The sequence below is a fragment of the Pseudarthrobacter sp. BRE9 genome (assembly GCF_031844305.1).
In the GTDB taxonomy this organism is placed as follows: Bacteria; Actinomycetota; Actinomycetes; order Actinomycetales; family Micrococcaceae; genus Arthrobacter.
This window is the reverse complement of the sequence record NZ_JAUZUY010000004.1, coordinates 180,699-203,559: the sequence shown is the minus strand read 5'-3', so window position 1 is coordinate 203,559 and position 22,861 is coordinate 180,699. Positions and strand designations below refer to the sequence as shown.

Genomic DNA, 22,861 nt, shown 5'->3' with positions numbered 1-22,861 from the left:
AAAACGGACTGCCTCCAGCCTAGCCGTACGCCTGTTCCGGAACGGGCAAGGGCGTGGCGTGCTGCAGGCGGCTTGTTGGACTAGCCGGCGGGCGGCTCGGTGCGGAACTTGATCATCTTGTGGGTGCCGTCGCAGTAGGGCTTGATGGCCGATGCCCCGCAGCGGCACAAGGCAACGGTCTTGCGGTCACGCGGCACACCGTCCCCGGACGGGGTGACGATTTCAAACTCGCCCCTGACTATCAGCGGCCCGTCCGGGCAGACCACAATGGAGCTGGCGGCTGCATCCTGGTCCCCGTGGGGTTCTGTTCCATGCTCTCCGGGTTTCATGCCTGTACCGCTTTCATCGTTGTTTCCTTGGTGTGCGGTGCCCGGTTGAGTTTTCCGCCATGGCGCTGCCGGAGTTCAGCCTCCGAATGGGCCGCCGTCCTGATCCTGCTGCCGGCGTAGGGGATGCCGCCGGCCATCCTGAAGGCGGCTGCCAGCCAGACGCAGACGGCCCGCTCAAGTGCCCACAGCGGCGCGAACCAGGCTGCCGAGGCGGGAAAAACGGCGGTCCCGTTATGCCGGCGTCGTCCAATTTCCGCGCAGGTGACGGCCGCTCCGGCAAGCCCCAGGAGTGCAGTCCGCCGCGCCCTGGCGGGAAGGAACGCGGCGCCGGTGACTGCCGGGAGCAGGGCAAGTTCCGCGGCAAGCCGCCGTGGCTGGGCAAAATCGTCGTAGGCCTGCCGCACCCGTTGGCGCAGGAAGTGCCGGGCAGTAGGCGGCCTGCGGGCAACGAACAGGCCGGGAAGGGTCCGTTCCCTTCCGCCGGCGGCCTTGACGGTCCGGATGAGCTCCAGGTTTTCGAACAGGACACCCGCGTAGCCGTCCGTGGCCAGAAGGGTGCTGCGGCGGACTCCCAGCGTGCCGGGGTAGTCGGTGGACCAGGCACGGTTGAGCAGCGTCCTGGCCGTGTCCCACTGTGCGTGCCAGGGGCGGGGATCGAAGTAGTTCTGCGGCCGGACCACGTCTGCCGACGCCAGGTGATGGACGACGGCGGCGAGGGCCTCGCGCGTGTAGCGGACGTCGTCGTCGGCAATGACAAGAAATTCTGCGCTGGAGGAGCGCACGCCGGTCATCACCCCGGCCACCTTTCCGTTGTTGGCGCCGCCCCCGGCGCCCCCGCCGCCCAGGTGGTCCGGGGAAGTGCGGTCCGGGGAAACATCGGGGTCCGGCCGGAGGTGGCGCACCGCTGCCGGGAACGCAGCGCGGTGGCGTTCGAAGAGGCTGGCGTCGGAACCATCCACCACGGTGACGGGCATCCATTCCACCAGGCGCCGGAGATAGTCCGAAAGTTCGGCCAGTCCGGAATCCCTGGTCCAGCGCAGGGGAAGGATGTACTCCGCGCAGGAGGTTGCGGAGGGGTGCGGCCCCTGCCCTGCCGGAGGTCCGCCCGTCATGCTGCCGCCGGTACGGCCGCCCGCAGCGATGATGTCCCTGCTTCCCACGACGTCATCAAGTGGGCGGAAAGGCGGTTGTCGATGGCCATGACGGCGGTCGCCCCGAACAGGACGTCCGCGAGGAGTTCCGGCTCGGCTTCGACGAGGCCGCCGGCGAGGTCACGCCCCGCGATCTGCTCGTGGACGGCGTCGGCCTCCACGTGCTCGTCGAAGTAGTGGGTGACGTCCGTACCGAATCCGTGCCGGCGGAATCCGTTGCCGTAGAACCGGTTGGGCTGGGAGGAGGTCATTTCGTAGATTGCCAGGTGGCCGGTGATGGCACCGCGGAGCCGCCGGTTCAGTCCGCAGAGTGACATGAGGTTTACCGATGCGAGGGAGACGGCGGGGACGGCATCGAGGTAGGCGCCGTAGCTGTCGTCGAGGCCCAGGCCGCGCATGGTCCTGGCGAACAGGGCGCTGTGCATCCGGTCCGGGCGGCCGCCGCCGTACTCGTCCGCCTGGATTTCCACCAGCGCCGCTTTGGGCCGGCCGCTAAGGCGCGGGATGGCCCACGTGTGCGGGTCGGCTTCCTTCAGCTGGTACACGGATTTGTGGATCAGGAACTCCCGGAGCTGTTCCAGGGTTGCCTTCCTGGCAACGTAGCGGGAGACGCTGGGACCGGTGTCCGTGGCGGCGAGGCCGAACAGGACGTCCGCTACCTGATCGCTGGTCATGGCAACACCGGTGGGTAGTTCGACGTCCCCGGCAGCCTGCTGTGCGGCGGTGCGGAGGGCTGCTTCGAACGGTCTCTCGATCAGTTGCCGGACCCTGATCAAGGCCGGCTCCCACTCCCAATCGTCGGAGACGCCGTCCAGGCCGGAGTAGTGGAGTTCGTAGAGGCAGAAGAGGGTCAGCTGGATGTCCTCGTCGCCAATGATGTCACCGGTGCCGGCCACCTGCGCCGCCGCCAAGCGGTGCAGTCCGTCCAGTTCCGTCCCGGCGCCATCCGGAGCCTGCGCAAGGACCGCGAAGAGGGCGCTGCTGAGGGGACCTCTGCTTTCCGGGATTCTCATGGTGCTCCTTGGTCTGCCGCTGGTGGGAACGAACGCGGGACCGCCCATGGTGACTGCCATGCCCTGTCCTCCTCGAAACCCGGGGGACAATATAGTAAGCATGATTACTAATGGAAAGCTAAGCAGGCTTTCCATATAGGGGGTTTTGCTGGTCCTTCAGCGTTCAGTCGGACAGTGCCGACCCCAGGATGTCGCGCAGCGCCTCCACCACCAGGTCATGGTCCTGCAGCTGCGGCAATCCGGAGACGGTGACCGTGGCCACCGCTCCTACGCCGGTGACGTAGATGGGAAATGCGCCTCCATGGGCTGCGTACCGGGACTGGTCGAACCAGGCGTTGTCCTCAATCCGGCCGCCGCCCAGCCGGCCGCGCAGCCCCACCAAAAGGGACGGCACTTCATACCGGGCGGCAGTGCGCTGCTTGGCCCGGATCCAGTGCCCGTTGTCCGGGGTGGCGCCCGGCAGTGCGACGTGGAACAGGACCTGCTCGCCCTTGGTGATGTCGATGGCGATGGGAAGGGACCGCTCCTTGCCCAGTTCCACCAGAAGCAGGCCCAGGTTCAGCGCGTCATCCGCCGAAAACCCGGGGAAATGGAGCTCCCGGACCTCCGCCTCGACGCGGCCGATCAACGCCTCCAGGGAGCCCTCCGGCTGGGCGTCGGCGGAATCAGGATCGAACCCGGTCACATCCGGTGGAATGGCGCTCATGGCCTTCAATCTACCCCCGCCCGGTGTAAACTTGACCACGCCCGGAAGGGCAATCAAAAGCCTTACCCAACGAAAAGCAACACTACGAACGACAGGGGAGCGCCGCCGTCGGGCATCTGGCACACGCCGGGTACCGCAGGTGGGCGCTGAGAGTGCGGACAGCCGCAGACCCTCGAACCTGATCCGGTTAGTACCGGCGCAAGGGAGTCGAGTTCTCAAAGTGCCGCGGCTGCACGGCTACAGGCCGTCAGCCGGGTCCACTTTCCCCTCCTGTTTCCCAGGAGGATCACATGAGCACTGCATCAATCAAGAAGACCACCAGCAAGTCCTGGCGCGTCGTGGACATCGTCGTGGCTGCGCTGGTGGCCATCGCCGGCGGCGTTATTTTCTGGGCGTGGGACCAGGCGGCCGCCGCACTGTCTGCCCCCATGACCGCGGCCTACCCTCCCCTCACCGGCATCATTGCCGGCGGCTGGATGATTCCCGGCGTCCTGGGAATGCTGATCATCCGCAAGCCCGGCGCCGCGCTGTTCTGTGAAACAGTCGCTGCCACCGGGGAACTCCTCATGGGCTCCCAGTACGGCGCGTCCGTTCTCTTCTCCGGCTTCATCCAGGGCCTGGGCGCCGAAATCATCTTCGCCATCTTCGTCTACCGCAAGTTCAACCTGCCCGTCTCCCTGCTCGCTGGAGCGGCTGCCGGTTTCTTCTGCGGCCTGAACGACTCCTTCGCGCCCTGGGGCTGGAACATCGCCTACTCCGGTGCGGACAAGCTGGCCTACATCGTGCTCACCACCATCTCCGGCGCAATCATCGCCGGCGCCCTGTCCTGGGTGGCCACCCGCGGGCTGGCGCGTACAGGCGTGCTGAGCTCCTTCGCCTCGCGCAAGGCTGCCACGGAGCCTGTCTTCTCCTGATGGCACCGGTCTCCTAATGGCACCCGCCCAGGACGCGGCAGTCCGCCCTGCCGCCGTCACGGCCCAAGGCTGGGGCTGGCGGCACGCCGGCAGGGCCAAGCCTGCCGTCCACGCCCTTGACCTGGACATCAGTCCCGGGGAGCGGGTGCTCCTGCTCGGCCCCTCGGGCGCCGGGAAGTCCACGCTCCTGCATGCGCTCGCAGGGGTGCTGGGGGACATTAACGACGACGGCGGCGAGGCTGGGGATGCCGCCGAGTCGGGTTCGCTGCTGGTTGACGGCGCCGTGCCCCGCGCCCGGCGCGGGCGTGCCGGACTCATGCAGCAGGACCCCGAGACCCAGGTGGTCCTGTCGCGCGTAGGGGACGACGTCGCCTTCGGCGCCGAGAACCTTGCGGTGCCGCGGGACGCCATCTGGGCGCGGGTGCACGAGGCGCTTGCCGACGTCGGACTGTCCCACCTCCCGCTGGACCACCCGACGTCGGCCCTGTCCGGCGGGCAGAAGCAGCGCCTGGCGCTGGCCGGCATCCTGGCCATGCGCCCGGGCCTGATCCTGCTGGATGAGCCAACCGCCAACCTGGACCCGGACGGCGTGCTGGAGGTCCGCGATGCTGTGGCGCGCTGCCTGGACAAGACCGGGGCCACGCTGGTGGTGGTGGAGCACCGGGTTTCGGTGTGGAAGGACCTGGTGGACCGGATCGTGGTCCTGCAGCCGGGCTCCGCCACTGATCCTGCCGTGCTCCTGGACGGGCCGCCGGACCGGGTGCTCACGGAGGCGCGGGCCATGCTCGCCGCCGCCGGTGTCTGGGTCCCCGGCTACGTGCCCCCCACCCGGCCCCGCGCTGCTGTCCCGGCCCCCGGCACGGGAAACCTGCTGCTGGCCGCCGAACAGCTGGCAGTCTCCCGCGAACGGCCCCGCCGCAAAGGCTTCCGGACGGTCCCGCCCGTACCGGTGCAGGAAGGCCTGGCCGCGCAGGTCCGCGCCGGGCAGGCCCTCGCCGTGACGGGTCCCAACGGCGCCGGTAAGTCCACGTTCGCGCTGACCCTGGCCGGGCTGCTGGAGCCAGTCTCCGGAAAGGTGTCCGCCGCCCTGGACCTCAGCCGCGGTGCCGGCATCGACCCGTACAAGTGGAAGGCCGAGCAGCTGATTTCGCGCGTGGGGACGGTGTTCCAGGAGCCGGAGCACCAGTTCGTGACCGGCAAGGTGCTTGACGAGCTGCTGTTCGGCCCCCGGCACCTGGGCCACGGCGAGGACCGCGTGGATGAACTGCTGGAGCGGCTGCGGCTCACCCAACTGGTGGACGCCAACCCCTACACGCTCTCCGGCGGGGAGAAGCGGCGCCTGTCCGTGGCCACCGTCCTGGCCGCCAGCCCGCAGGTCCTGGTCCTGGACGAGCCCACGTTCGGGCAGGACGCCAACACGTGGGCCGAGCTGGCCTCGTTCCTGTCCGAGCTCCTGGACGCCGGCACTGCCGTGGTTTCCGTGACGCATGATGCCGAATTCACCGAAGCCTTGGGCGGGGCGGAGCTGCGGATGGCTGCGGCGGAAGCGGTGGCACCATGAGGCAGGAACTCACCCTGAGCGGCAACCATGCCCTCCTGGCCCGCGCCAATCCGCTGAGCAAATTCGCGGCCGTCCTGCTCATCACTGCGGTCCTGGCGCTGTCCATCGACTGGGTGTCGGCGTCCGTGGCCCTGGTTTTTGAGCTCCTGCTGTTTCCCCTCGCCGGGCTCACCCTGTCCCTGCTGTGGCAGCGCGGCTGGCCGATGATCCTCGCCGCTGCCGTGGGCGGCTGGAGCACCTCGATCCTGGCGCCGGACAGCGGCAGGATCCTGCTCGACGTCGGCATCTGGACCATGAGCGAGGGTTCCCTGCAGCTGGGGATCGGCTTCCTGCTGCGCGGGTTTGCCATCGCCCTTCCGGCGGTGCTCCTGATGAGCTGCACCGATCCGACCGACCTTGCCGATGCGCTGGCGCAGAAGGCGCGCCTGCCGCACCGGTTCGTCCTGGGGACGCTCGCCGCCATGCGGCTGGTGGGGCTGATGGCGGAGGAGTGGCAGACCATCGGGATGGCGCGGCGGGCCCGCGGCGTGGGCTCGCGCGGGAGCCTGGGCCAGCGGGTCAAGGCGACGCTGGGGCAGAGCTTCGGCCTTTTGGTGCAGGCGATCCGCCGGGCGTCCCGGCTGGCCGTGACAATGGAAGCCCGGGGTTTCGGCGGCGGGAAACGGACCTGGGCGCGTGAATCGACGTTCAGCCCGCTTGATGTATGGGTGGTTGCCGGCGGTGTGATGGTGGCCGGGCTTGCCCTTTTCGCGGCCCTGGCCGCCGGAACGTGGAACATGGTGTGGCTGGGCAGCTAGTGTTGGTGCAGCGCTCCCGGTGGTGATTTCTATCGCATGTACTGGGTAAAGCCTTTCCAGAAGTGCCGGCTGACTCAGGCGCCGCGCCGCTATAACTCATTTATGATATATTTTGGTTATGACGCAGGAGACCGCTGAGCACGTTGCCGCCATGTTGAGGGACGCCCGGAGCGAGAAGGGCTGGACCCAGGGCCAGCTGGCCGCCGAACTCGGCACCAGCCAGAGCGCCGTTGCGCGGATGGAACAGGGCAAGCAAAACCTGAGCCTGAAGATGATCCAGCGGCTGGAAACCATCTTCGACCGCAGCATCGTGAACGTCGGCAAGCCGCAGATGACGCACCTCCGGGTGGAGGGCGGCCGCACCCTGTCCGGGGCCGTGGACGTCAACAGCAGCAAGAACGCCGGCGTCGCCCTGCTGTGCGCCAGCCTGATCAACCGCGGCACCACCATCCTCCGCCGGCTGGCCCGGATCGAGGAAGTCAACCGCATCGTCGAAGTACTGACCAGCATCGGCGTCGAGTGCACCTGGCTCAACGACACCGATCTCCGCCTGCGCCGTCCGGCCGTCCTGGACCTGGACGCGATGGATGTTGACGCGGCCCGCAGGACCCGCAGCGTCATCATGCTGCTTGGCCCCCTGCTGGACGAGTCGCGGGAGTACAAGCTGCCGTACGCCGGCGGCTGCGACCTCGGCACCCGCACCGTGGAGCCACACATGCAGGCATTGCGCCAGTTCGGCCTTTCGGTGGAGGCCACCACAGGTTTCTACACCGTCCAGGCTCCCCCTGCCGACACCCGCGACCGCTCCTTCGTCCTCACCGAACGCGGGGACACCGTTACTGAGAACGCCATCATGGCTGCGGCGCACCGGCCGGGAACCACAGTGATCCGCAACGCGAGCCCCAACTACATGGTGCAGGACCTGTGCTTCTACCTGCAGATGCTCGGCGTCACCATCGAGGGCGTGGGCACCACAACCCTGAAGATCACCGGCATGCCCGAAATCGACGCCGAGATAGAGTACTTCCCCTCCGAGGACCCCATCGAGGCCATGAGCCTCATCACCGCCGGCATCGTCACGAACTCCGAGGTCACGGTGCGCCGGGTACCCATCGAGTTCATGGAAATCGAGTTGGCCACCCTGGGCCAGATGGGGCAGAAGCTGGAGATTTCGGGTGAATACATGGCCCGCAACGGCCGCACCCGGCTGGTGGACGTGACCACCATGCCTTCGGAGCTGCGCGCCCCCGAGGACAAGATCCACCCCATGCCGTTCCCCGGGCTGAACATCGACAACCTGCCCTTCTTTGCGGTCATCGCCGCCAACGCCCACGGCCAGACCATGATCCATGACTGGGTGTACGAGAACCGGGCGATTTACCTGACGGAGCTGAACCGGCTTGGTGCCCAGATTCAGCTCCTGGATCCGCACAGGATCTACGTCAACGGGCCCACCAAGTGGCGCGCCGCCGAGGTCGGCTGCCCGCCTGCTCTCCGGCCGGCCGCGTGCCTGCTGCTGGCCATGCTCGCTGCGCGGGGCGTGTCCGAACTGCGGAACATCTACGTGATCGAACGTGGCTACGAAGACCTGGCCGAGCGCCTGAACACCATCGGCGCCAAGGTGGAGTACTTCCAGGACTAGGATTCACGGTTCGTCATGAACCGCCGTGCCCCTTTGAATGCCTGGTATGTATCGCAGAATGTTGGTATGCGTACTTTTGGCGTGGAAGAAGAACTCCTGATCGTTGATCCGGAGTCCGGGGAGCCCCTTGCCCTGGCCGACGCCCTCCTGGCCGGCCACCACGTAGCGGCCGACGATCTTCCCGCAGACCCCGAGGTCCACCACGGCGGAAAGCAGGCGGATTACGACGACGAGATGGGCTTGAGTGCCGAGCTGAAGCTTGAGCAGATCGAGACGCAGACCCGGCCTTGCCTGGACTACGGGAGCCTGCTCGAACAGATCCGCGCCGGCCGCGCCCTGGCGGACCAGGCAGCCCGGAAGCATGGTGCCAGGGTGGCGGCGCTGGCCACCTCGCCGTTGGCGTCCACCACCCACACGACGCCGGACCCGCGCTACGCCAGGATGCTGGAACGCTTTGGCCTCACCGCCCAGGAACAGCTGACCTGCGGCTTCCACGTCCACACGTTCATCGAATCGCCCGAAGAGGGCGTGGCGGTCCTGGACCGGATCCGGGACAAGCTGGCAGTGCTCACGGCGCTGAGCGCCAATTCGCCCTTCTGGAACAGCGTTCCCACCGGGTTCGAAAGCTACCGCACCCAGGCCTGGAACCGGTGGCCCACGGCGGGGCCTGGAGGCATCTACGGCACCTACGCTGCCTACCGGCGGGTGGTCACACGGCTGCTGGAAAGCGGCGTCATGCTCGACGAAGGCATGCTGTATTTCGATGCCCGGCTCTCGCGCAACCACCCCACCGTTGAGGTCCGCGTGGCGGATGTGTGCCTTCGTGCCGAGGACGCCGCGCTCATTGCCGTGCTGGTCCGGGCGCTGGTCGAATCCGCCAGCAGGGAATGGCACGACGGCGTGGATCCCGCGCCGGTTCCCACCGTCCTCTTGCGGATGGCGTCCTGGCAGGCCAGCAGCGCCGGACTCAGCAGTGAACTCCTCGATTTCGGCAATTTCCGCCCCGCACCGGCCGCCGACGTGGTCCGCTCGCTGGTGGATTACCTGGCGCCAGTCCTTGCCGAGCAGGGCGAACTGGCGCTGGCACGGCAGGGTGTGGAGGACATCATCGCCCGCGGAACAGGAGCCGCTGAACAACGCCGCGCCCGCGACAAGGCCCTGGCCGGGCCGCCCCCGGAGGACATGGGGTTCGGTGCCGTGGTCCGGCAGGCCGTCCACGTGACGATGAGGGATGCCCTGGATCTTGCGGACGTGGAGGCCACGCCCGAATTACTGCGGGTCCGCCAGTCCTGACGGGCGACGCGCACATCCATTCTCGACGCAAATCCATTCTCGACGCGCACATTCCTCTTCGCAGCCTGTATTTCATGGGCGCCAGGGAATTTGCGCCTCGAAAATGACGAAGCGCGTCGCCTAGATCTGCTTCAGGGCCTGTTCCAGGTCGCGGATCAGGTCGTCAACATCCTCAAGCCCCACGGAAAGCCGCACCACACCGTCAGTGAGGCCGATGGCGGCACGCCCCTCCGGGCCCATGGCGCGGTGCGTGGTGGTGGCGGGGTGCGTGATCAGGGATTTGGAATCGCCCAGGTTGTTGGAGATGTCGATGATACGCAGCCCGTCCAGCAGTGCGAACGCCGCTTCCTTGCCGGAGCGCCCACCGGAGGGGGCGAGCTCAAGCGTGAGGACAGTACCGCCGGCACTCATCTGCCTTGCGGCCAGCCCGTACTGCGGGTGGGACTTGAGCAGCGGATACTTCACCCAACTCACGGCAGGCTGTTCCTCCAGCCACTCCGCGAGCCGCAGCGCGGTAGCTGAGGAATGCTGCACGCGCAGGCTCATGGTCTCCAGGCCCTTGGTCAGGACCCAGGCGTTGAAGGCGGAAAGTGCGGGCCCGGTATGGCGCATCAGCTGCTTCACGGGGCCGTCAATGAACTCCTTGGTGCCCAGGATGGCCCCGCCCATCACGCGGCCCTGCCCGTCGATGTGCTTGGTGCCGGAGTAGACAATGACGTCCGCGCCCAAGTCCCCGCAGCGCTGCAGCAGGGGAGTGGCAAAGACATTGTCGGCCACAACCTTGGCTCCGGCGGCATGCGCCAGCTCGCTGACCGCCGCGATGTCCACGATCTCCTGCATCGGGTTGGACGGGGACTCGAAGAAGACGGCGGCGGTGGGTTTCGAGAGGGCTTCGCGCCACTGGTCCAGGTCCGGGCCATCCACGAAGACCGTTTCCACGCCCCACCGCGGCAGGATCTCGTTGAGGATCACAAAGCACGAACCGAACAGCGAACGGGCGGCCACCACCCGGTCGCCGGCAGCCAGCAAGGCACCCAGCGCGGTGAACACCGCGGACATGCCCGACGCCGTCGCGAAGCACGCTTCGGTGCCTTCCAGCAGCCTGAGCCGCTCCTGGAACGTGGCCACGGACGGGTTGCCGTAGCGGGAGTACACAAAGCGCTCGTCTTCGCCGGTGAAGGCGCGTTCAGCCGCTGCGGCGGATTCGTAGACGAAGCCGGAGTTCAGGAAGACGGCCTCGGACGTTTCCTGGAAGTTGGTGCGGTCCAGGCCGCCGCGGACAGCCTGGGTGTCGGGGTTCCAGCCGGGGGCGTCTTGGTTGAAAGTCACTTAGTTCTTTCCGAGGTTGGTGGGCAGGCCACGGTTCTTCCAGCCATTGACGGTGCGTTCGCCGTAGCGGTCCGGTTCGCCTTCAAAGCCCTCCAGCACGTTGTAGGACGTGAAGCCGGCCTGCGTGGCGGCGGTGGCAGCCGCAACCGAACGGTGGCCCGACCGGCACAGGAACACCAGTTCGGCGGAGGGGTCCTCCGGCGCCTGCTCCCTGAGGTCCTTCAGGAAGTCCGGGTTGGGGATGCCGCCAGGGAAGGTCCACTGGATGAAGAGTGGGTCGTTGTCCGTGGCCCTGGTGTCCGGCATGCCGATGTGGGCCCATTCGCCCTCGGTCCGGACGTCTACCAGGATGGCGCCCTGCTGCAGCTTCTCCCAGGCTTCCTGGGGCGTGAGGTCTCCTGCGTAGCTCATGCGTGGCCCTCGCCGTCGAACTCGCCCTCAAACTCGGCGTCCAGCTCGTCCACCGCAGACGCTACCGCTGCGTCAGCCGAGGCGATCGCGGCCGGAAGGACCAATGCCTGCGCCACAATCACGCTGGTGCCGTTGAAGGTGGCCGCCGGGCTGCCGTGCAGCACATAGCCCTCCGCCAGCGCAGCCGAGATCCGCTCGCAGAATGCGCGGTCGTCCGGGCCCGTAATCAGGCGGTAGGACAATTTTTCGTCAGGGGCAGGTGCGTCAGACACGACGGATCTCCTTCTTTCACGCTTGCAGCTCGAATCGGTCGATATGCCGAGTATTCACCTGAGGCACCCCGCCGCGAAAGGGAGGGTTGCCGACCGGCCAGTCAGGGCTTCACACCGGTACTCATTACTCCCCAAAAACGTAACACCTGCCGCGCCGGGCCGCACCGCCGCCGTCGTCATGTTCCGTAATTGAGCCGTGGTGAAGGAAGGCGCCGCGTCGAAGAAAGGTACGACGGCGGACATCACCGCAGGTGGGCGGCCCGCCACGCGTGGTCAGCGGCCGCCGGGCCGATACAGTTCTTACCGGGGCGCCGTCGGCGCCATCAGGGCAATGAGTACCGGGGGTCTTGTCAGCATGCGGGCAGTCACATCGCACCACCACGCCGCAACCCGCCGGAACCGTCTACGGTCCATCCGCGCGTTTCTGGCCGCGGCCCTCATCGCGCTCCTGGCCCTGGCGGCCGCTGGTCCGGCGCATGCGGCGGAGGCTCCACCGGAGAAGGGAAAGCCCTGGCTGGGTGCGGTGCTCGAGTGGGGCGAGGACACCGCCGCAGGCTTCAGCGGCCGGCTTGGCGCCGGCCCGGCCGTGTTCGGCCACGACATCACCATGCCCTACCGGGATTCGGAACGGAATGACATCGGCGGCTTCCTTCAGCAGGCCGCTGCCGAAGGCACCCACGCCCTGCTCACGGTGAAGCCATCCGTGCCCCTGGCCCAGCTCGGCGCCCCGGAGGCAGAAGCCTTCGCAACACAGGTGCGGGACCTTACCTCCGGGTTCAAGGGGCAGCTGCTGATCCGGTTCGCGCCGGACATGAACGCAAGCTGGGTGGCATGGGGCCAACAGCCTGCCTCGTACCGTCAGGCCTTCCAATCGGTTGCGGCAGCGTTCAAGAAGTACGACGGCGGCCGGGCCGCCATGGTGTGGGCCCCTTACCTGGGCAAGGACTACCCCTTTGACCGCAACCGGGATGCGCCGCAGCCCGGAAGCGAAGGCTTTTCGCTCCTGGACACGAACGGCGACGGGGCCTGGAACGGAAGCGACAGCGCGTACGCCCCGTACTACCCGGGCGACGACGCCGTGGACTGGGTGGCGCTGACTGCCTATCACGATGACACCGCCGGTGGCGCCGCCGTCAACACCCTGCCGCGGCCCGGTGAGCTCCAGGAAATGCTGACGGCCTCGGGCAGCGAAAACTTCTACGGCACCTACTCCGAGGGGCACCGGAAGCCTTTCCTCCTCCAGACCTCGGCTTTCTACAGCCCTGCGTCCGGGGGCGCCTCCGAGGCGGACATCAAGGTGGGGTGGTGGGACCAGGCGGTGGCAACTGCCACTTCCCCCGCATTCGACCGGACGGCCGCGGTGGTCTGGGACGAGCGCACCAGCACCAGGGATACCGGAGTGGCAAGCATCAGCTGGTTGCTCACTGGAAAACCGGATGTTGCCAAAGCGGCCCTGGACAGGCTGAAGGCATCGCCGCTTGTCACCGGCCCCGTCACCGACGTGGGCTCCGCCAGCCCGTACGTCCGGGCCAACACCCTCTCCGGGGTTGCGCCGTGGACTGTTGCTGCGGCCATGGTCATCCTGCTTGTGGCCCTGTGGCAGATTCCCCGCCGGTACAGCGCCGCCACGGGGTGGAGCTACCAGGATCCCTCCACCCGGGATTCCCGCGTGGATCTGCTGCGCGGAATGGCCATCGTCTTCGTGGTGGTGAACCACCTGGGCATGGCCTCGCTGTTCCAGCTGCTCACGCAGGAGGCTGTGGGCTTCGTGTCCGGCGCCGAACTGTTCGTCCTGTTCTCCGGCCTGGTGGTGGGCATGGTCTACGGGCCCAAGGCCAAGGAGGACTTCGGCCGGGTGGTGGACCTGACCACCCGCCGCGCAGGCAAGCTCTACCTGACGGCACTGGCCGTGCTGATCGGCGTCTTCCTCCTGTCCCTGCTCCCGTTCTTCAACACCGAGGCCCTGACCACCTTCGTGGACCAGGGAACCGGCGGCGCCGGGCATACTGGAGCCGGCCGGAGCTACGACCTGTACGCGGGCATGTCATCGCTGTTCCAGTTCCCCGTCCCACCCCAGGTGCTGCCGGCCATCGTGCTGCTGCAGTTCGGGCCCTGGCAGTTCAATGTCATGGGACTCTATGTGGTGCTTTTGCTGGCCAGCCCGCTGATCCTCGCGGCGTTGAACCGCGGCAAGGCCATCTGGGTGCTGGTTGCGACGCTCCTCGTGTACGCAGTCGGGACCGTGACCAGGTTCCGGATCATGCCATCGCAGTTCGAGGATTCCTTCCCGTTGCTGGTGTGGCAGGTGCTGTTCGTGCTCGGGCTGGTTGCGGGTTACTACCGGCGCAGCATCACGGAGTGGCTGTCCGCGCACACTTGGGTGGTGGTTGCCTGCACTACCGCCGCCTTCGCGCTGGCTTTCCTGTCCTGGGGCAACCCGTACCTGGCCAACAACTATGACGTCCGCCTGGCGCTTCTGCCGGATGCGTCCTACCGGGCCATGTATGACGCATTCTTCGGCCGGACATATCTTGCCCCGGGGCGACTGCTCAACGTCCTGGCCCTGGTGGTGGCTGCCTACGCGTTCCTCAGTACCTACTGGAAGCCGGTGGAGCGGGCACTGGGATGGTTCCTGGTCCCGCTAGGCAGGGCAACGCTCTACGTGTTCATCATGCACGTGGTCCTGATCGCCGTCGTGGCCAATATTCCGGCGCTGCAGCAGCAAAGCATCTTCCTCAACACCGCGGCCTACGCCGTGGTCCTGGCCCTGCTCTGGGTGATGGTCCGCACCAGGTTCCTGTTCCGGATCATCCCTACCTAGCCCCGGCGCTTCCACACCAATGCGGGCATGAAAAATGCTGCGGCACGGGCGTGCCACAGCATTTGAACATGTGCCACTGGTTGCCCGGTGGCCTCTTATGAGCCGGGTGGGTCTTAGACCAGGCCCGGGTAGCTGGTCAGGATGTAGTCCGCGGCGGCAGGACCCTTCATGCGAAGCCCATTGCGGCGCGGGGAGATCCGGTGCTTCATGGCTGACCAGAAGCTGGACTCGGTGCCCGGTGGCTGCTGGTTGATAACGCACCAGCTGGTGTAGAGCCCGTAGAGGCGGTCGCCGTCCAGGCTGGTACCTGAGGCTTGGTCGGGGTAGGTGGCTTCCTTGAGAAAAATATCGAACTGCGAATGTGCCATGATGGCTCCCCTTCGCTAAGTGCTCGGCGCCGCCGTTCGGCTACAGCAGCAAAACCCGATGCCCTGCACGCGGCCATCGGATTTATAGGTTGAGTCCCCTCGAACTGCAGTGGGCCTCAGCGTTGTCAGCGCCTGTCTACGCTGTAGACTTTACCCGTAGACTACAAGTGACGCAACCGTCTCGATTTATTCGGGACGCCACCTCCACAGCTAGGACAACATCATGAATGCCCCGCGTGCTTCAGGGCGCACACCTGCCAAGGCAAGGTTGAGCAGGGAAACGGTGCTGGCCAAGGCACTCGAACTGGTTGACGCGGAAGGGCTGGACGCGTTGACCATGCGGCGCCTGGGGCAGGAGCTTGGCCGGGACCCCATGAGTCTCTACCGCTACGCCGAGAACCGCGCCGCACTGCTGGACGGGGTTTCTGAGCTGGTCCTTGACCAGCTCCCGATTCATCCGGAAGACCCGGACTGGAAAGCCCAGCTGCGGAACATCGCCCATGATCTGCGGATGCTGGCGCTTGAGCATCCCAACGTTGTCCCCCTGCTGGTGACCCGGCCCCTGTCCACGCCGCTGGGGCTGCGCCCGCTGGGCACGCTCCGGCCGCTGGAACAGATCCTGACACTGCTGGCATCGGCGGGATTCCAACCGGCAGATGCGCTCCACGTCTACCGCGCCTACTACGGTTTCCTCTACGGGCACATCCTGAACGAACTGCAGGAGTACGTTGTGGACCCGGAAGAGAACGAGGTACTGCTGCGCCTGGGGCTCCACCGCCTGCCCGCAAAGGAATTCCCCCGGCTCCGCGCCCTTGCGCCGGCATTGGCGGAGTACGACGGCGCCAGGGAGCTCGACCAGGGACTCACCATCCTGCTGTCCGGGCTGGAAGCGCAGCTATCACGGCAGGTGGCAGGCTCCACCTCCTGACGGGCGCAGCCGTCAAGACGCGGTTATTCAAACGGTGCTATTCGAGTCGGGCTATTCGAACGAGGCCCGGCGCCGGTCCTGGACCCGGGTGTTCCAGATGTCCGGCCGGTTCACCCGGAACCGGCGTCCGGTCAGTGCCTTGGCGTTCAGCCTGACGTAGTTTGCCTTCTCGCCGGGCTGCCACGGCTCCAGGCCGAGGCTGTCCACGGCATCCTTTACGGCCTGGTCCTCGACGATCTCCGTATCGCCCCGCACCACCACACTCCATGCCAGTTCGTTCGCGGGATCGTAGCCGTCGATTTCCAGGGCGGCCGGCCGCTCCATCCTGGCGCCCCAGAGCTTGGACCCCGGCGCCGTGCGGAACAGGATGCTGCGCAGATGGACAACGTAATTCACGGGAAAGATCTCCGGATGCCCGTCCACCACAATGGCCAGCCTGCCCAAGGTGTCACCCTCAAGGAGGTCCCAGCAGTCGTCAAAGGACAGATTTTCGATCGGCAGCTTTTGCGAGTCCATGCTGCACACCTTACGGGCGATGCCGGGACGGGAAAAGGGTTGGCCCGGCCTGCTGGGGGCTAGTGGATGCCCGCGAAAAGTCCGCTCAATTCAGCGGTCAGTTCCTTTTGGACGGCCGGGGTGCCGATCTCCTTGCCGTCGATCCGGTTCACGGGGGCCAGCAGGCGGACGCTGGAGATCAGCCAGACGGCGTCGGCGTCCAGGAGGTCCTGCGGCTCCAGCGGCCCATAGCCCAGTTCCCAGCCCGCCGCCTTGGCTGCAGCAAAGAGCGCCCCCTGGGATGTTCCGGGCAGGATGCCGCTGTCCAGCTGTGGTGTGATCAGGCGCTTGACTGTTGTGCCGTCGTCGGACTTTTCCAGGTGCGCCAGCAGCACCGTGGACGTGGGGCCTTCCAGGACGCGGCCGTTCGAGGAGGTGAAGATGACGTCGTCGGCGCCCTGCTTGTGCGCGTGGCGCAGCGCTGCCATGTTGACGGCGTAGGAGAGGGTCTTGGCTCCCAGGAGCAGCCAGGGTGCCCGTTCAGCCACGTCACTGTCGTAGCCGCGGTCAAGGAGGATGACGTCGATGCCCGTTTCCCGCTGCCGCCGGCCGGCAGCTCCCGCCGGCGAGGCCTGCACCCAGGCAGTGGGGGCGGGCGCGCCCTCCACGCCGCGTGTCACCACCAGTTTGATCACTAGCTCATCTGCGGCAGGGTCTGCCGGCGGGTTCTCTGACCGGTGCCTGGCGACCGCGGCCGCAATGGCGCGCCGCCAGGCGTCCTGGCCGGGGATGTCCAGGTCCAGTGCTGTGGCCGAGCCGGCCAGCCGGTCCAGGTGGGCCTGCATTTTCCGCACCGTTCCACCGACCGCCAGCATGGTTTCGAAGACGCCATCGCCGCGCGTGACGCCGAGGTCCGTGACCAGCAGCTGGGGCTTGGAAGCGTCGGCCACCCTGCCGTCGGGGAAAGCGGGGTCAAGGAAAACGAGAACCACGGGGGCTGGAGAGGTCATGGCACCAGCTTAGTGCGGCGCCGCGGATAAGCTGGGCAGAGTGCCCCGGCGGGAAACCGTCCTCCGGAGCCCAACCTCGCCGGGAGTTATTGACGTGTTGTGGCCTTTTTCGCTTGCCGGCACCGCGCCGACATGGGTTGTGGTGCTCCTGGGTTTCGCCGACCTTGTCATCAGGGTCCTGGCCCTGGGCATCATCCCCGGCAACAGGCGTCCCACCACGGCCATGGCCTGGCTGCTGGGGATCTTCTTCATCCCGTTCGTGGGCATCGTGCTGTTCCTGCTGTTCGGCAACTTCCAGCTCTCCAGCCGCCGCCGCGCGCAGCAGCAGCAGGTCAACGAGCGGGTGCGGGCTGGCATCTCAGCCCTCGCGGACGCCGACAGCGACTACCCCGGGCCGGAGTGGGTGAAATCCGCCGCTGAGCTCAACCGCACCCTGGGTTCGCTGCCCATGGTGGACAACAACTCGGTTGAGCTCATCCCCGGCTACCCGGACTCCATCCTCGACATGACCAACGCCGTGCGTAAGGCGAAGAAATTCGTCAACGCGGAGTTCTACATCATGAGCTCGGACCACGTCACCAACGACCTGCTCACCGCCCTCGAGGAAGCCGCCGAACGCGGCGTGGAAGTGCGGCTCCTCTTCGACCACATCGGCACGCTGCGCATTAAGGGCTACCGGAAGCTGCTCAAGCGGTTAAGGGCAGGCAAGATCCAGTGGAAGCGGATGCTGCCGCTCCTGCCCATCCACGGCCAGTGGCGCCGGCCGGACCTGCGCAACCACCGCAAGATCATGGTGGTCGACGGCGAAATCGCCTTCACGGGGTCGCAGAACCTGATCGAGCCCTCCTACAACAACCCGCGCCACCGCAAGGCAGGCCGCGAATGGGTGGAACTGATGGCATGCCTGCGCGGCCCCATCGTGACCACCCTGAACGTCGTCTTCGCCACCGACTGGCTGAGCGAGACCGACGAATCCCTGGAACACCAGCTGCAGCTCCCGGCGAACCCGGAACCCGGCAACGTTACAGCCCAGGTAGTGCCCAGCGGCCCCGGCTTCATCACGGAAAACAACCTCCGGCTCTTCAACACGCTCATCTACTCCGCACAGCACCGGATCTCCATCTGCAGCCCCTACTTCGTGCCGGATGACTCACTGCTGTACGCCATCACCACCGCGGCCCAGCGCGGCGTTGACGTGGAACTGTTCGTGTCCGAGAAGGGGGACCAGTTCCTGGTGCACCACGCGCAGCGGTCCTACTACGAGGCGCTCCTCGAGGCCGGCGTGCGGATCTACCTGTACAAGGCGCCGTTCGTTCTGCACGCCAAGCACTTCACGATCGACGACGAGGTGGCCGTCCTGGGGTCCAGCAACATGGACATGCGGTCGTTCTCGTTGAACCTTGAGGTCTCGGTGATGCTTCTGGGCGAGGACATCGTGAACAAGATGCGGGCGGTGGAGGATACCTACCGGGACATCTCCCATGAGCTGAAACTGGCGGACTGGCTCAACCGTCCGCTCGCCGCCCGGTATGTGGACAACGTGGCCCGGCTGACGGCCACGGTCCAGTAAGCGCGCTGCAGCCAGCTATTCGTCGGCACTGACCCGCTGGCCGTCGTCGCGCCCGGCATGCTCCGCCCAGCCGCCCTTCCGGTAGGCGGGAGTCCCCAGGGCAAGCACTGTCACCGCCACGGCGCAGCTGCCGATCATGACGCTGGCCATCGACAGCGAATTTCCGCCCAGCACCCCCACCAGGGGACTCACCAGTCCGGCCACCCCTGACTGCAGGGCACCGATGACCGCCGCCGCCGTTCCCGCCATGTGGCCGTAGTTGTGCAGGGCCAGGACGGAGGCGTTTGCCGGGACCATTCCCTGGGCTGAGAGGACCAGCCACAGGGCGGCCACCAGCCCAAACGCGCCACCGGCACCCGTGGCCACCACCACGAGCAGCACCAAGGCCAGGCATAACTGGACCAGCAGGGCGGTGCGCAGGAGGCGGACCGGCGGGAACTTGCGGACCAGGGCGGCATTGAGCTGGGCGGAAAGGACAAGTGCGGCGCCGTTAAGGGCGAAGACAAGGGCGAACTGCTGGGCGGTGAGGCCGTATTCGTTCTGGAAGACGAAGGGGGAGCCCACCACGTAGCTCATGATCAGGGCCAGCCCCAGCCCGGGGATGACGGCCAGCGCCATGAAGTGCCTGTCCCGCAGCAGCGACCAGTAGGCTCCGGCGACGTGCCGGGGGTTGCCCGGGCTGCGGCTGTCCGTCGGCAGCGTTTCCGGCATGAAGCGCCAAACGATTGCGACCAGGACCACCCCGATCAGCGCAAGGGCGTAGAAGACGGCGCGCCAGTCCCAGGCGCCGGCAATGGCCTGCCCGACGGTGGGAGCCAGGAGCGGCGCCACGCCGATCACCAGCATCAGCCGGGAGAGCAGCCGGGCGGCGGCGGAGCCAACGAAGCGGTCGCGGATGACGGCCAGTGCCACCACGGCGGCGGCCGCGTTGAAAAAGCCCTGGAGCACACGCAGCCCTGTCAGGGTTTCAATGTTCGGGGCTACTGAACACAGCAGCGAGATGGCCACGTGCAGCGAAATCCCGATGATCAGCGGCAACCGTCGTCCGAACCGGTCCGAGAAGGGTCCGATGACCAGCTGGCCGACCCCCGCCCCGACGAGCGTTCCGGACAGTGTCAGCTGGGCGGCGGTCTGGGTGGTGTGCAGATCGGCTTCCACGGCAGGCAGCGAGGGCAGGTACATGTCCGTAGTGATGGCGGGAAGGGCGGCCAGGGCACCCAGCATGAGGACGTACTTAACGCTGCGGGGTGCCTGCTTGCTGGTGTTGTCGGGGTGGGAAGGGTCTGTCACGCGGCAAACCTCACTCGTGTGGGCGCTTGGGTATCCCGCCGCATTGCTTGAGCGGTTCAGCTGACGCTCAGCTCCCTACCCGCGGCGGTGTCCTCCTAAACCGTTTTCCCGGCTGCGGTGGCAAGGCAAGCTGCCGGCCGGACCGTCCGCCGTGGACGCTTCAGTCGTCCGGAAAATCCGCCCCCAGGGTGGAGAGGACCCCGTAGGCCTTGGTCCGGATCTCCTCATATTCGTCGTCCGGGTCGGAGTCCGAGGTGATGGCGCCGCCGACGCCGAGCGAGAGTTCCGCGGTTCCGTCACCTGCCGCGCTGACCACCAGGGTCCGGATGGCGACGGCGAGGTCCGCCGCCGCGTTCAGGGAGAAATAGCCGATGGCTCCCGAATAGATCCCCCGGGGCCCTGCTTCCAGCTGGTCGAGGATGGCCATGGTGCTGATCTTGGGGGCGCCGGTCATGGAGCCGGCAGGGAAGCAGGCTGCCACCGCCTCTGCCCGCGGCGCTCCGGGCAGGAGGTGGGCATCGATGGTGCTGACCATCTGGTGGACGGTGGCGTAGCTCTCGATGGCGCAGAGCCGGCTGACCGTGACGGAGCCCGGCATGGCAAAGTGGCTGAGGTCGTTACGCAGCAGGTCCACGATCATGATGTTCTCGGCCCTGTCCTTCAGGGAGGTGGCCAGGTCCGCACGCAGCCGGCTGTCCTCCTGCGGGTCAGCAGCCCGGCGCCGGGTGCCCTTGATCGGCTCGGCGCGCATACCGCCGTCGGACCCTATCTTCAGGAACCGCTCCGGCGAGGTGCTGGCCACGGCAAGGTTTCCCACCCGGAGGTAGCTGGCGAACGGGGCCGGGTTCCTGCGGCGAAGGGCCAGGTAGGTGGTCCAGGGATCCAGCGAGCCGGCCTGGATCCTGGCTTCGAGCGTGGTGGTCAGGCACACCTCGTAGGTGTTGCCCTCAGCGATTTGGTGTTGGGCGGCGGCGATCTTTTCCCGGTACCGTTCGCCCGTGTCCCGGCTGCGGAACGTGGGCGGCGCGGGAGGTACGACGCCGGTGCTGCCGCCCGCGTCCGCTGTTGGGTGCGCCGCGGCTTCCACGGCTGCACGCGCCTGCTGCAGCCACTCGTCGGCGTCCGGTGCCTCCAGCGCCAGGAGCCAGACGGCGCCTTCGGCGTGGTCCAGGACCACGGCACGGCCTGCGAAGATCAGGGCAGCGTCCGGGGTGGGTGCGGAAAGATCACTGCCGCCGGTTTCACGTTTCAGCTCGTACCCCAGACAGCCCAGCCAGCCCAGGGTGAATTCGCCGGGGTAGCCTTCGGGTGTCCGCACCGCCCGGCGGCCCCAGACGGTGTCGAGCCAGCGGAAGAAGGGGCCCGGAACGTTGGCAGTGGACGAGCCTGCGCTGATCCGGCTCGCACCCCCGCGGTGTGTGACGCACTGTCCGAACGTGCCGCCGTCGTCCGCCATGATGCTGAACCGGCTGCGCTCTGCCGCCGTCCGCTGCGCCTGGTCCCCGCCGTCAGGCTCCGTGCCCGCGTTGGAGGAGTCGAGCCACACGGCGTTGGTGGAGCGGCCGTACAGCGACTGGAACAGGGCCGGTGCCTTGGGGACGGCATCGATGCGCTCGGCATGAAGGCGCAGGCCGCGGCGGGCTGACAATTCGGGGCCGAGGACCGGGGCCAGGGCGGGCAGGTAGGGGAGGAGCTGCACAATGTCCGCCGGGGCCGATCCGTCGGCAAGGTTCCGGACGCGAAGGTCCGCTTGGCCCGGCACGTCGTCACGGCCCAGCCACTCTTCCTCCTGGGCGGCCCACACGTCCCAGTACGGTTCATAGGTTGCGCCGTCGCGGTCCAGGGCCCGGGTCCGCCGGACATCGTCCGGGGATTCGGTCCAGATCACCGCACCCAGCATGGGCCGGGCGGCCTCCGCGGCGGCCCCTACCCCCTCCACGATGACGATTTCCGCCGGCAGCGTCACCCGGACGTCGCCGTCGTAATGGTTCTCCCAGTCCCAGCTGGTCCAGGTCGCTGCCTGGCCGCGGCTGAGCGGGGTGAGGACCGTGGAGACATAGCGCTCGACGCCGGCCGCCAGTCCGTCCCAGCCCGGGTAGATGTCCTCAAGGTGGAACAGCGAGACCTTGTGGTGGGCGCGGAGCCGGGCCGCGAGCTCGACGGCGAGGGTGGTCTTCCCTGCGCCGGAGCGCCCGTCGATGGCGATAATGACGGGGGCTGGGCTCATGGACTAGAGCGTACCGTTTTCCGTGGTGCGTTTGGGTTTGGTTGTGCCCCGGTTCGTCGGCCTGGACTGACCGGTTCCCCCGCAACTAGTGCGGCTGCAGCTGGGTGTTCTGCAGGACGGCGGACTTGATGTGCTGGACCAGTCCCGGCAACGCTGCATGGATCTGGTGCCAGACGGCGTCGAAATCCGCATGGCCGCCGTACCAGGGATCCTCGATGCCCTGGTCCAACCGGTCACGCCCGGCCATGCTGGGATCAAAACTGCGCAGCATCCGGATCTTGTCCAGGGATTCCTGGTCCGGCGCCGCTTCGCTGAGCCAGGCGTAGTGGTCAATGTCCAGGGCGAGGATCAGGTCGCGCTCGCGGAACCACCCATGCTCCCACTCGCGGGCTATGTGGTGATCGGAGGCCAATTGGGTTGCGGCGAGCCGGCGGGCGGCACGGGGATCAATGGGCCGGCCTGCCTCGTAACCGGTGATGCCGGCGGAGTCCACCTCCACCAGGCCGTCAAGACCCTCGCGTTCGAGTGCTGCCTCGAGCATAAGCTCGGCCATGGGGGACCGGCAGATATTGCCGGTGCAAACGGTGATGACGCGGTATGCGCTCGACGCTGAGTCCATGCCCCTAAGCATGCGCGCTTCCGATCACTCTTGGCTAGCCGCGTGTTCACAAAGATTTACGGCTTTGTAAAGATGCATTACTAACCCCTGAACGGGGTACGGGTCACGTTGGTGC

At 67.1% G+C, this 22,861-nt stretch carries 21 protein-coding genes and 2 riboswitches; of the genes, 8 read left to right on the top strand and 13 right to left on the bottom strand.

Annotated elements, in window-relative coordinates:
- Window positions 1-80: 80 nt before the first annotated feature.
- The 4 genes from Q9R31_RS10710 to Q9R31_RS10695 all read right to left on the bottom strand — a co-directional run bounded on the left by Q9R31_RS10710 (window position 81) and on the right by Q9R31_RS10695 (window position 3,199).
- Window positions 81-329 carry a CDGSH iron-sulfur domain-containing protein gene (locus Q9R31_RS10710; protein WP_311262710.1) on the bottom strand — a complete coding sequence of 83 codons (249 nt, stop codon included), beginning with the start codon at window positions 327-329 and terminating at the stop codon, window positions 81-83.
- Entirely contained in the window at window positions 326-1,489 is a 1,164-nt protein-coding gene (locus Q9R31_RS10705; protein ID WP_311262709.1) for a glycosyltransferase family 2 protein, read from the bottom strand. Before Q9R31_RS10705 ends, Q9R31_RS10710 begins: the two co-directional genes overlap by 4 nt.
- Complete coding sequence (locus Q9R31_RS10700; RefSeq protein ID WP_311262708.1) at window positions 1,438-2,493, bottom strand: iron-containing redox enzyme family protein; 1,056 nt, start codon at window positions 2,491-2,493, stop codon at window positions 1,438-1,440. Before Q9R31_RS10700 ends, Q9R31_RS10705 begins: the two co-directional genes overlap by 52 nt.
- Before the next feature lie 163 nt (window positions 2,494-2,656).
- A complete protein-coding gene (locus Q9R31_RS10695; RefSeq protein ID WP_311262707.1) occupies window positions 2,657-3,199 on the bottom strand; it encodes a heme-degrading domain-containing protein in 543 nt (180 codons plus the stop codon).
- A gap of 83 nt (window positions 3,200-3,282) precedes the next feature.
- Window positions 3,283-3,422: riboswitch (TPP riboswitch) on the top strand.
- Between the two features lie 67 nt (window positions 3,423-3,489).
- Between Q9R31_RS10695 and Q9R31_RS10690 the strand changes: the two genes are divergently transcribed.
- The 5 genes from Q9R31_RS10690 (at window position 3,490) to Q9R31_RS10670 (ending at window position 9,406) form a co-directional block, all read left to right on the top strand.
- On the top strand, window positions 3,490-4,113 hold the full coding sequence (locus Q9R31_RS10690; protein ID WP_311262706.1) for an ECF transporter S component: 624 nt from the start codon (window positions 3,490-3,492) through the stop codon (window positions 4,111-4,113).
- Between the two features lie 16 nt (window positions 4,114-4,129).
- Window positions 4,130-5,674, top strand: coding sequence for an ATP-binding cassette domain-containing protein (locus Q9R31_RS10685; RefSeq protein WP_311262705.1), 1,545 nt, complete (start codon window positions 4,130-4,132; stop codon window positions 5,672-5,674).
- A complete protein-coding gene (locus tag Q9R31_RS10680) occupies window positions 5,671-6,471 on the top strand; it encodes an energy-coupling factor transporter transmembrane component T (RefSeq protein WP_311262704.1) in 801 nt (266 codons plus the stop codon). The genes Q9R31_RS10685 and Q9R31_RS10680 overlap by 4 nt, the downstream gene beginning before the upstream one ends.
- A gap of 118 nt (window positions 6,472-6,589) precedes the next feature.
- Window positions 6,590-8,113, top strand: coding sequence for a UDP-N-acetylglucosamine 1-carboxyvinyltransferase (locus tag Q9R31_RS10675; protein WP_311262703.1), 1,524 nt, complete (start codon window positions 6,590-6,592; stop codon window positions 8,111-8,113).
- A 66-nt stretch (window positions 8,114-8,179) separates the two neighbouring features.
- Window positions 8,180-9,406: a glutamate--cysteine ligase gene (locus Q9R31_RS10670; protein WP_311262702.1), complete on the top strand. Its 1,227-nt coding sequence runs from the start codon at window positions 8,180-8,182 to the stop codon at window positions 9,404-9,406.
- Window positions 9,407-9,526: 120 nt separating this feature from the next.
- Here the strand turns inward: Q9R31_RS10670 and Q9R31_RS10665 are convergent, their stop codons facing one another.
- Genes Q9R31_RS10665 through Q9R31_RS10655 form a run of 3 tightly spaced genes read right to left on the bottom strand, consistent with a single transcriptional unit; the run spans window position 9,527 to window position 11,418 of the window.
- Window positions 9,527-10,735 carry an O-succinylhomoserine sulfhydrylase gene (locus Q9R31_RS10665; RefSeq protein ID WP_311262701.1) on the bottom strand — a complete coding sequence of 403 codons (1,209 nt, stop codon included), beginning with the start codon at window positions 10,733-10,735 and terminating at the stop codon, window positions 9,527-9,529.
- The gene (locus Q9R31_RS10660) at window positions 10,736-11,146 is read right to left on the bottom strand and encodes a rhodanese-like domain-containing protein (RefSeq protein WP_311262700.1); all 411 of its coding nucleotides are present in this window, start codon (window positions 11,144-11,146) and stop codon (window positions 10,736-10,738) included. It abuts the gene before it with no gap.
- The gene (locus Q9R31_RS10655; RefSeq protein ID WP_311262699.1) at window positions 11,143-11,418 is read right to left on the bottom strand and encodes a DUF1737 domain-containing protein; all 276 of its coding nucleotides are present in this window, start codon (window positions 11,416-11,418) and stop codon (window positions 11,143-11,145) included. Before Q9R31_RS10655 ends, Q9R31_RS10660 begins: the two co-directional genes overlap by 4 nt.
- Window positions 11,419-11,431: 13 nt before the next feature.
- Window positions 11,432-11,547: riboswitch (SAM riboswitch) on the bottom strand.
- A gap of 226 nt (window positions 11,548-11,773) precedes the next feature.
- Between Q9R31_RS10655 and opgC the strand changes: the two genes are divergently transcribed.
- On the top strand, window positions 11,774-14,239 hold the full coding sequence (gene opgC / locus Q9R31_RS10650) for an OpgC domain-containing protein (protein WP_311262698.1): 2,466 nt from the start codon (window positions 11,774-11,776) through the stop codon (window positions 14,237-14,239).
- A gap of 113 nt (window positions 14,240-14,352) precedes the next feature.
- Here the strand turns inward: opgC and Q9R31_RS10645 are convergent, their stop codons facing one another.
- On the bottom strand, window positions 14,353-14,607 hold the full coding sequence (locus Q9R31_RS10645) for a hypothetical protein (RefSeq protein WP_311262697.1): 255 nt from the start codon (window positions 14,605-14,607) through the stop codon (window positions 14,353-14,355).
- Between the two features lie 223 nt (window positions 14,608-14,830).
- Between Q9R31_RS10645 and Q9R31_RS10640 the strand changes: the two genes are divergently transcribed.
- Window positions 14,831-15,535, top strand: a complete 705-nt coding sequence (locus tag Q9R31_RS10640; RefSeq protein ID WP_311262696.1) for a TetR/AcrR family transcriptional regulator C-terminal domain-containing protein — start codon at window positions 14,831-14,833, stop codon at window positions 15,533-15,535.
- 51 nt (window positions 15,536-15,586) lie between these two features.
- On the opposite strand, the gene Q9R31_RS10635 is transcribed toward Q9R31_RS10640, so the two are convergent.
- Both Q9R31_RS10635 and Q9R31_RS10630 read right to left on the bottom strand, forming a co-directional pair.
- Entirely contained in the window at window positions 15,587-16,051 is a 465-nt protein-coding gene (locus tag Q9R31_RS10635) for a pyridoxamine 5'-phosphate oxidase family protein (protein ID WP_311262695.1), read from the bottom strand.
- 59 nt (window positions 16,052-16,110) lie between these two features.
- The gene (locus tag Q9R31_RS10630) at window positions 16,111-17,040 is read right to left on the bottom strand and encodes an aminodeoxychorismate lyase (RefSeq protein ID WP_311262694.1); all 930 of its coding nucleotides are present in this window, start codon (window positions 17,038-17,040) and stop codon (window positions 16,111-16,113) included.
- A 94-nt stretch (window positions 17,041-17,134) separates the two neighbouring features.
- On the opposite strand from Q9R31_RS10630, the gene cls reads away from it, so the two are divergent.
- Window positions 17,135-18,610 carry a cardiolipin synthase gene (gene cls, locus Q9R31_RS10625; RefSeq protein WP_397428232.1) on the top strand — a complete coding sequence of 492 codons (1,476 nt, stop codon included), beginning with the start codon at window positions 17,135-17,137 and terminating at the stop codon, window positions 18,608-18,610.
- A gap of 15 nt (window positions 18,611-18,625) precedes the next feature.
- Here cls and Q9R31_RS10620 read toward each other — a convergent pair whose 3' ends face one another.
- From Q9R31_RS10620 to Q9R31_RS10610, 3 genes are all read right to left on the bottom strand, one after another.
- Window positions 18,626-19,900, bottom strand: coding sequence for a multidrug effflux MFS transporter (locus Q9R31_RS10620; protein WP_311262693.1), 1,275 nt, complete (start codon window positions 19,898-19,900; stop codon window positions 18,626-18,628).
- Window positions 19,901-20,060: 160 nt separating this feature from the next.
- Window positions 20,061-22,127 carry an aminodeoxychorismate synthase component I gene (pabB, locus tag Q9R31_RS10615; RefSeq protein WP_311262692.1) on the bottom strand — a complete coding sequence of 689 codons (2,067 nt, stop codon included), beginning with the start codon at window positions 22,125-22,127 and terminating at the stop codon, window positions 20,061-20,063.
- Window positions 22,128-22,212: 85 nt separating this feature from the next.
- On the bottom strand, window positions 22,213-22,746 hold the full coding sequence (locus Q9R31_RS10610) for a low molecular weight protein-tyrosine-phosphatase (protein ID WP_311262691.1): 534 nt from the start codon (window positions 22,744-22,746) through the stop codon (window positions 22,213-22,215).
- Window positions 22,747-22,861: the final 115 nt, after the last annotated feature.